Genomic DNA, 8,583 nt, shown 5'->3' with positions numbered 1-8,583 from the left:
TGCAGCAGGAGTCCCGTGTCGAGGTCCTGATGGGTCGCGTCGATGCGGTATTCCCGAATGAAGCGGATGATGGCGCTGCGCGGAACGTCGCGGAAGAGCGGCCGGGCGAAGGCCGCGTCACGCTGGCCTTCAGCGCCTGCAGCCTCGACCAGCTGGCTGGCGGCTTTCCAGTTGGCCTCAAGCAGCCCGCGATTGTTGCGGGCGAACCGGATGGTCTGCAGATGTCGGCCCCAGTAGCCGATGCTGACACGACGGGCGTGGCGCATCTTGCTTCGGGCGACAATGGCCATTCCCGGAATTCTCCGGATGCGAACGGCGAAGTCCATCGGCGTCACCAGAGGCTTGCGGCTGTAGCTGCCGATGTCCTCGCGGATCTCCGCTTCGACGGCGGCCAGTGACTGGAAGCGAACGCGAAGCGCTTCCGGCATCCACAGCCGCGGCAGGTCCTCGTAGCCGTGCCGGTAACCGAACCACCGCCCCATCTGAAGCAGGGTGTCGTACTGGTTCGAGGTCCGCAGGAAGTAGCTGACGCAGAGGCCTTCGAGCGTCAGTCCCCGCGCCAGGATGCTGCCGCCCACCACGATGTAGGTGACAGGTCCGGAGGTGTAGTCGATGCGGTCATCGCTGGCCCCGTTCTCGACCGGCACATGCAGGGCTTTCAAAACTTCGGGCACGAACCCGCTGATCTGGCTGAAGGTCTCGCTGCCTCCGGGGCGGTCGACCTTGCCGCGTTCGTCGTTCCAGGCCGCCCCAAGAGCCTTCCAGATGGCACCCGTGCCGTTCAGCAGCGCCTTACGGTTCTCGTCCAGCCACGCCCCGATCAGGGCTGCGACCTTTTCATGCATGACGATCGCTGACGACGTGTGGACCAACATCGACATGTGCTCCTGGTCCTGCCCTCTGGCCCGTCGGGCGGCGCAGGAGGCGATGAAGTACAGGATCGACGTCTCCAGGCTGGCCGTCATCTCCACCGCAAAGCCGGCCTGGGCCTTCTGGCTCGGGGCCTGAAGCCTGGCTTCCTCGTCCGCCAGGACCTCGCGGACGACATCCATGCCCTCTTCGTCCGGCTGCGGGTTCGCCGGATCGGCCGGCGTCCGACCGAACAGCTTCTGGGTCCCGAAATATCCGTCTGGCAGCGGCAGGGCGGTGATGAAGTCCCGCGGGTAGAGGTCATCCAAGGTGTCGGTCTGGTCAGCGTACGGGTTGATCAGGACGTTGGCGAAGGGCGTGGCGGTGTAACCGACATAGGAGACCGAGGGCAAAGCCTTCAGGATCAGACGGATCTGTTCGTTGATCCGTGACATGTCCATCTCCCGGGAGGCGGAGTTCACGGTCGCCTGGTCGCACTCATCATCGATCAGCAGAACCTTCAGCCGGCGCATGTCAGAGGCCGGGGTTTTGTCGATCACCTTCAGCAGGCGTTCGAGCGGTGCGACGTTCTTCTTCATCACGGCAATCTGCGCGCGGTCCATCCCCATCAGGTGGCCCTGCGCAGGGATCTGGAATTCGCCCTTGATGTCAGTGGTCGTAAGAAGGTGCCACAGGGTGGGGTGGCGTTTTACGATATCCGCCTCGAGCCGGCGCTGGGTCTGCTGGCGCAGCTTGTCGGTCAGGCCCGCGAAGACGAGGATCAGGGTATAGCCGCGATCGACGGCCTTGGAGATGACCGCCGTCATGTTGGCCGTCTTGCCGGACTGGACGTAGCCAACAACGAGGCCGCGTGAGGAGAAGGATTTCTGGCCCGGATCTTCCAGCAAGGAGACCACCTCGCTGGATGCCTCGTCGATGCCGTCCACCGTGTCCACGCCCCATTTCTTTGGGCCGGTCAGATAGGTCTTGAGCGCGCTCCAGTGGTGATCACCCGGCTGGGGCCCGTGGTACCATTCCGGGCGGTCGCGAAGGATCGAGTTGCGACGAAGGATCGTGATCCGGAATTGCTGCTTCAGGAGTTCTTTCGCCTCCTCGAGGTCAGCGAGCCAAGCCGGAGCGTCGACGCCCAAGATGCCTTCCAGGGTCCGGCGTACCTTATTGGCGGCCAGATCAATGTCTCCGGTCCCAGGCAGGGCGTCCTCGAGAAGGTTCAGAAAATGAAGGGCCTGGGGCGACGGCAAGGTGGCTTCTCCGTGAGTTCGAACGACTGATTGAACCGATTCGGCGCGAGTGAAAGGAAGAGGCGAACCCACGTCCATTGACGCGTAGCAGTTGCAGGCCGCGGCAAGCCGGGCGTGCCAGACGCCGGCGTCCGGGAGGCTATCCAGCCTCGCCGAGCTTTGCCCGTATCTTCTGCCTGACGGCGTCGTACCCCTCGCTCGACTGTCTCATGTGGGCGTGCACTGCGCGGTGGCAGTTGGGGCAGACAAGGGCGATGTCCGCGGCCGTCACGGGATGATCTCCCGTCCATGTCGACAGCGGCGTTCTGTGATGGGCGTCGATAACCGGAACCCCATAGGTCGCAGAGGTGTCATGGTCGCAGATGTCACAGATCCCTAAGCCGGCACCTTTCAGGAAGTCCACCATGGCACGGCTGCGCTCGGCGAGCAGGTGGGTGACGTAGCGCTTGCGCCCTTCGCGCCAGACTATTTCCCCGGGTTCGACGGCGGCCGGCGCCAGTTCCGTTTCTCGTCGAAGAACCACGAAGGCGTCCGCCACCTCCGTAACGGCAAACCGGCCTTCGAACCGCCAGCGGCTTCCAGCTTCGGTGAACAGCAGGACCGGGTAAAGCTGCAGCGGCTGGTCGATGAGGACCCGGTTCGCCAGCTCGTCATGGCTGACGACGTCCTTTCGCGCCTTGAAAGAGTAGCGGTAGACGTCAATTTCGCCATCCACCCAGCCATCGTGGACGTAGGAGCCAGGCCGCGTCTTGATGATGACGCCCCTGACCCCGGGCGGCTGGCCGATCCAGTTGATGCCCTGCTGGGGCGTATTGCCAATGCGCCAGTCCGGCCCGCCCCAGTGCGTGGAGGCCGGCTGTTTGGAGTACTGGATCAGGTCGTAGAGGCTGCGCTTCGAAACCTCCCCTCCTTCGGGAAGGTCGAACAGGTCTGCAGGTGTCGTCAGCGCCATCCGGCTCCCCCCGTCGGACGGACATACTAGGGCGCCCCGCGGCGGGCTCCCCAGCAAAATCGTTCGAAAACCACGCGGCCCCTAAGCATTCGCCACGCCCGGCAGCGCTGTCATCTGTGGACGGCCGCTGCACGGGCAGATCAGGGCCTCGGGCGGGCTGCCGACGCTCGAACCTCATGCGCCTAACTGTTGTTCCCGTCCCGTTCGCGAAATGCGCATAAGGTGCGTTCTGCGAAGGACACGAACCGGACGCGCCTAACACCGGCTACCAAGGATGCGGGGCTCCCAGGCTTGGCCGTATAGGCGCGCAGGGAGACTTCTGTTAACCTAACGATGTTCGATCTAGGCGGGCGAAATCGCCTCGGTTTAACAGCGACTTCGTTTCGTTAGCTTGGGTCGAGTTGAGCGATGGCTTGTGCGAAACCGCCCGACTTAGCGGCGACGACCCCGCCTGTCGCGGTACGCCATCCAGAGAGGACGGAGTCGGCGCAGAAGATCGCCGAGCTCGCGCGTGCTGCGGAAGCAGCCCGGCCGGGAGCAAGCCTCGATCAGTTGGTTTCGCGAGCAGAGTTCGTCCGTGACCAGGCACGACGCGAAGGTGCTTCGCCGGAGCTTCTCGCCCAACTCGACCGGCAACTCGAAGGGCTCAGGGCCCAAGGTCGTCATTTGCTACGCGACGCGCTTGAAGCCCGTTTCGGGGCCTTCGGGGATCGCAAACCAAGCGCTGCGTCGCGTGCGAACGTGGAGTCAGCAATCCGGGCTCTCACGGACAAGGGACACTGGGCGTCCGATCAGATGCGGGCTGACTTGGTTGCGATGTTCGAGCGAAATGGCCGCATCCCTCAGGAGTACAAGGGGCAGTTCCCTCATGACGTCGCGACCGTCCTGTTGATGGCGCCCCAAGCAGGCGGCCTGGTGCGCGAACTCACTCTTCGCGGGCAACGCGGTGCGACCGGATCAGCAAGCAAGCTCGGCAGCAACTCCAACGCCGCCGTGGGCGCTGCTTACGAGATCATGGGTACTGCTGCGCTCGGGCGGAGCGTTTCGCAGCCTGTAAATGCGGGCGCGCCAGCCCTGCATATCCGGACCGGCCAAGATGTCGTGACTTTCGGCGACAAGTCTCACCTCAATCGGCGTAGCAACGACGGCGAAACTTGGCGCTCGCCCTCCCGGGCGACGATCGAGTGTGATGTCAGGATCGGTCGCGGAACGGAGGAGATTGGCATCGACTTCAAGCACACCAAGGAAGGCGGCGTGAAGTACGCGAGCAAGGATTTCCGGAACCAAGTGGAAAATGTCGTCTGGGCGCTAAAGGAGGGGCAGGTTACCCAGTTCCATTTCGTGTCCAACGGGACCTTCGGTGACTCGGTGAAGGAGGTAGTGGCCCAGGCCAACGCAGAACTCAGGACGCATGATTGCGCTCTGATCGGCCTCCACGAAGTCGTCCACACGGTTTCGAACGACCCTGCGAGCGCGAGCGGCTGACCGTGAAAGACGCCCGAATATCAGCCCGTCCTCGTTCGGCACCAGGAGTCGGGATCAACGTCGACGGCTACGACCGTGTTTGCGCCGACCGCGGACTTCGGACGCCGGCGGGGGTATGGCGGCAATTGACAGGAAGGATTGGAGGCGATTTGGCCGCGCTCGTGTACTGGCCGGATGAGCGTCCGCATCGGATGGGAATCAGTCAGGGCTTCGAGATTCTCGAAAGCGGCTTCGACCCTCCGCCTCCAAATCTGATCCCCCTCCTCCCGGTGGATGATCGATCGATCGCGTGCGCTGTATGCGTCAGCCAGGAGAAGTGGTGTGGCAAGGATGCGCCGCAGCCAGGACCAGCGCCGTGCGTCGTCGTCCGCTGGCACCTGGATCTGATTCCGGCCGATGAACAGGGCGCGCTGCTGGACTCGGACGCCTCCCAGTATCTTGAGACAGTGGCGGCGGAATTCGCCGCGCGTCCCGGCGTGATGCGCCGGGTACACGCGATTGCCGAGGGATACCGCAAAGAGTATGTCGCCGAGGATCGCCGCCCGCGTGGGGGCGTGCAACGGCCGATCCAGCTGGCCTGCCAGAATGTGATCATCGGTCTGGCGACGGTGCAGCATGAGCCCCGATTCGACGGGCTCCGGGTAGACAACTACCTTACCTGTGAGGCGCCTCATCTGGCCGCCCATGAGGCCAATCGGGCGATGCTGGCCTTGGTCCTCTGCGATGCCTTCCAGAATGGCGGCACAATGGAGATCAGATTCGGGCGCGACATACCCCCTGCGCTGCGGCGCTACGCCCGGAGCCTCGGGCTTCCGGCGGGAGAGCAGGAGCGTGGCACCCTGACACCGGAGGAATCACGCAGACTGTTCATGGCCGTGACGCCCATGCCGGACGACCTGCGTGCTCGCTGCGCTGTACTCATGGATCGCGGGGTCCTCGCCCCCGAGAGGCTTTGCTACACCCTTATGTCGGGCGTCTGGTCCACAGTGGAACTCGACTTCATTCTGGCTACTACGCCGCGCGCGCCCAGTATCCTGATGGGAGGGTGCGATCGGACCGACCGGTCGGCGCGGCTTGCGGAGTCGGAGACGTGCCGCGCCGCACTCATGGTCGGGATGTTCATGCGGCGTCTCGGTTCACAGGACAAGGCTGCGGGCGGTCCGGAAGGGGTGCGGGTTTTCGAGGACAGAGCCGATCGCGTATTGTTCACAGTGCTGGATTCCTATGGCGCCGTCGCCGTCGAGGGGGGTAGCGCGATGCCGTGGTCCACTGCTGCGGCGGCGGAGCCAGCCGCCGGCAGGCCAATGATTGTGGTTCCACGAGGACTTCCTACGCCGGCTGATGAAGCGATCCTGCGAAAGCTTGCAGCCGATTTCCCCGCTGCCGACGTCGCCTTGCTGGTCCCGACCGACCTGGCGGATTTGCTGACCGCCGAGGTGCCATGCATCCGGTGCCCCGACGGACTGGCCGAGCTTGACCAGCAGATTGAGGGCCGGCTGCGATCCTTGAGGATCGGACGCGCATGAGCCGGGAAACGGTTGCCGTCGTACGTCTGCCGGAGGCTGTGGGCCGTGAGGTTTCGCGTCTGGAAAGGCTGGCGGCGGAGGCCCTCCGCCGCTCCACCAAGCTGCCGCCGGGAGACCGCACCGAAATCCTGCGCTTTGATGCCCTGATGACGGCGGTCGAGCGTGTTGCGCTCACATCGCTCTGGGCCGGCGAGCCCCACATCGTCGACCCCGGACCGGCCGATACTCGTCTCATCGATGAATGGAGGGCGGCCGATTGGGTCGTCGTGGAACTGCGGCTTCCTCACGGTAAGGGAGAGACCTTGCTGGAGGGCGAGGCAGGGCGGGGACCGCCGCTCCCCGCCGAGCGCTGGCGAAGTGAAGGCGGACCAACGACGGAAGTGGTGCGTGCACGCTTCCGCTCTCTGATCGAGGCGGCGCTTACTGCAGGAACCCCAGAGAAGGCTGTCATCCGTCCTGACGGCGTCTCGAACTCCGTGCTTACCGAAACACTGCGTGAGTTCGTCCACTGTGGAAACGAGACCTCACCCGTAGAGCTCCCGGTTCGCTATCTCGATGGTTCGCCCGGTCCCGCATTCCCGCTGCGAGCCCTTCAGCTCAGTGACCAAACTCCGGACTATCGCCGGGTCCTCAGCTTCACGCTGCTCTCCATCAGGCATGTGGATATGGACCACCTCGTCGACGGGGCCTGGCTTCGCAACGCGCGGATCAGCCAGCCGCGACCGGCGGGGCTCACCGACGAGCTCGTTTACGAGACGTCGCTGCGCCAGCTGGAAGCCCTGAGCGGTGGGGGACCAACGGTAATCCGGATGTACCAGACCGGTCTCGCGACCGCAGTTGTGGGCTTCTATCGGGCGGTGACCCGCCACCTCATGCGCTATCCCGGCTCCGTGGCGGTAGTTCCGCTCTATTACCGCGGCGGCGCCTATGAGGAGGGAACGGCATGGACGACGGCGTGATGCAACCGCGGAGCGCCGCGACCACCTCCCTGTGGCAGGCGCAATGCAAGGATTGCCGCGCCGAGCGGTTGGCGGGGCGGGCGCGATCAAAGGGCAAGCACGAGCCCGGGTTCGAGTATTCAGCAAGCTGGGCACGCCGGAAGCTGGAGCGCGGCGAAGGCCGCTCGGACCGATGTGAAAGACACAGGCGGGCGCACGCGCGCATCATCCGGGCGCTTCCGACGCCATACATCGATCTCCGGGTCATTGGGGAAGTGTCGGACCCCGCCAACCCCACCGGCCCTCTCGGCGGACTCGGACCTTTGCCCGTCGTTCACAGGGAACGGGAGCGGACTGTCGACCTCGCCAAGCACCCCTTCGGGATGTCCGACGACGACGTCTTGCGGATTCTGGAGGGGCTCGCCACCCGGCAGGTTGCGATCGTCGAGGCCGGAACGGGGACCGGCAAGTCGACCTTCATGCCCTTTCGCCTGATGAAACCGCCGCCGGGCGCTGCGTTCAGACCAACCGATTTCGGCCCGATCATTGTCACTGAGCCACGCCGTGCTGCTGCCAAAGGACTGGCGCGCTACGTGGGTGAAGAGCTTTGCCATGGGTGCGATAGCCTCAAATGCACCCGCCACTTCGGCCCTGGATTTCCGGTCGGATTCCAAGTGAGCGGGGAGCAGTACTGGGATCGCGCGTGCGAGCTCATCTACGTGACCGACGGAACGATGATCAACTGGATCCGGGATGGCCGCTTGGCCCGGATCGGCATGGTGATCATCGACGAGGCGCATGAGCGCAGCGAGAACATCGACATCATCCTGGCCCAGTTGCGCGAGGCGGTTCGCCAGTTCGAGCACCTCAGGGTCGTCGTCACCTCCGCGACCCTCGACCGGGAGTTCTTTGAAGCGTACTTCGGCGGCGAGGAGCACGTCTTTCGCTCGTCAATCCCTCCGGCGAAGAGCTTCGGCTACGGCGTCCCGCTCTTTCCAGACGCCACGATCGATGAGGCGACCCTTCGAGAAGGCCTTGAGATCGCGCCTGGCCTGAGGTTTCCGGGCTGGGCGGCGGAGGGGCCAGAGGAGGACGGCAAGAGGGAAGATCTCCGCGAGAGCACCCGGCGTCTGCAGGCGCTGCGTTGCGAGAGGCCAATCCCACCCGACCGATGGCGCCTGGAAATGCCGGACGCGGTGGTGCGCCAAGTCGTGAACATTGCCCGTGGGACGGAATGGGGAGACATCCTCGCCTTCCTTCCGACGGACAAGGTTATCCGCGATGTGGTGGCCCGCATAAAGGACCAGGTCGGCCCAAGCTTCGATGTCTATCCGCTGCTGTCGAAGGTCCGGCCCGACATCGCGGAGAAGGCGATTGCCGCGCGCTCCCGGGGCGAGCGCCGCAAGATCGTGATCTCCTCCAATCTGGCCGAGACCTCTCTGACCGTGAAGGGGGTCCGATACGTCGTCGACTCCGGGCTGATTTGCCAGGCGGAATGGGACCCGGCCTTGGCCAGCGGTTCGTTCCCGACCAAGCCGCACAGTCAGTCAGGCCTGAGGCAACGCTGGGGG

The 8,583-nt window shown here is 64.6% G+C and carries 6 protein-coding genes; 4 read left to right on the top strand and 2 right to left on the bottom strand.

The genetic code is table 11. From position 1 onward, the window contains the following. Both RDU12_RS08920 and RDU12_RS08915 read right to left on the bottom strand, forming a co-directional pair. Positions 1–2,111, bottom strand: a 2,111-nt coding sequence (locus RDU12_RS08920) for a Z1 domain-containing protein (protein WP_308684468.1), incomplete at its 3' end; no start/stop codon positions are given. Between the two features lie 139 nt (positions 2,112–2,250). Beyond that, positions 2,251–3,063, bottom strand: a complete 813-nt coding sequence (locus RDU12_RS08915) for a hypothetical protein (RefSeq protein ID WP_300289138.1) — start codon at positions 3,061–3,063, stop codon at positions 2,251–2,253. Between the two features lie 408 nt (positions 3,064–3,471). Here RDU12_RS08915 and RDU12_RS08910 point away from each other — a divergent pair, with 408 nt between their 5' ends. The 4 genes from RDU12_RS08910 to RDU12_RS08895 all read left to right on the top strand — a co-directional run. Further along, positions 3,472–4,548 (top strand): hypothetical protein, encoded by a 1,077-nt coding sequence (locus RDU12_RS08910; RefSeq protein ID WP_300289137.1) that lies wholly within the window; start codon positions 3,472–3,474, stop codon positions 4,546–4,548. Between the two features lie 149 nt (positions 4,549–4,697). Beyond that, positions 4,698–6,074, top strand: a complete 1,377-nt coding sequence (locus RDU12_RS08905; RefSeq protein ID WP_300289136.1) for a hypothetical protein — start codon at positions 4,698–4,700, stop codon at positions 6,072–6,074. Beyond that, entirely contained in the window at positions 6,071–7,033 is a 963-nt protein-coding gene (locus RDU12_RS08900; RefSeq protein ID WP_300289135.1) for a hypothetical protein, read from the top strand. Before RDU12_RS08905 ends, RDU12_RS08900 begins: the two co-directional genes overlap by 4 nt. After that, positions 7,018–8,583: DEAD/DEAH box helicase (locus tag RDU12_RS08895; RefSeq protein ID WP_308684467.1), on the top strand; the 1,566-nt coding region annotated here is incomplete at its 3' end. The genes RDU12_RS08900 and RDU12_RS08895, both read left to right, overlap by 16 nt.

Origin of the sequence: Brevundimonas sp. (genome assembly GCF_031082345.1) — a bacterium.
Taxonomy (GTDB): domain Bacteria; phylum Pseudomonadota; class Alphaproteobacteria; order Caulobacterales; family Caulobacteraceae; genus Brevundimonas.
This window is presented reverse-complemented; position numbering and strand designations above follow the sequence as displayed.

Excerpts from the sequence above, each read along its gene's own strand:
- RDU12_RS08915 (WP_300289138.1), bottom strand. The coding sequence starts at position 3,063 with ATGGCGCTGACGACACCTGCAGACCTGTTCGACCTTCCCGAAGGAGGG.
- RDU12_RS08910 (WP_300289137.1), top strand. The coding sequence starts at position 3,472 with ATGGCTTGTGCGAAACCGCCCGACTTAGCGGCGACGACCCCGCCTGTC.
- RDU12_RS08900 (WP_300289135.1), top strand. The coding sequence starts at position 6,071 with ATGAGCCGGGAAACGGTTGCCGTCGTACGTCTGCCGGAGGCTGTGGGC.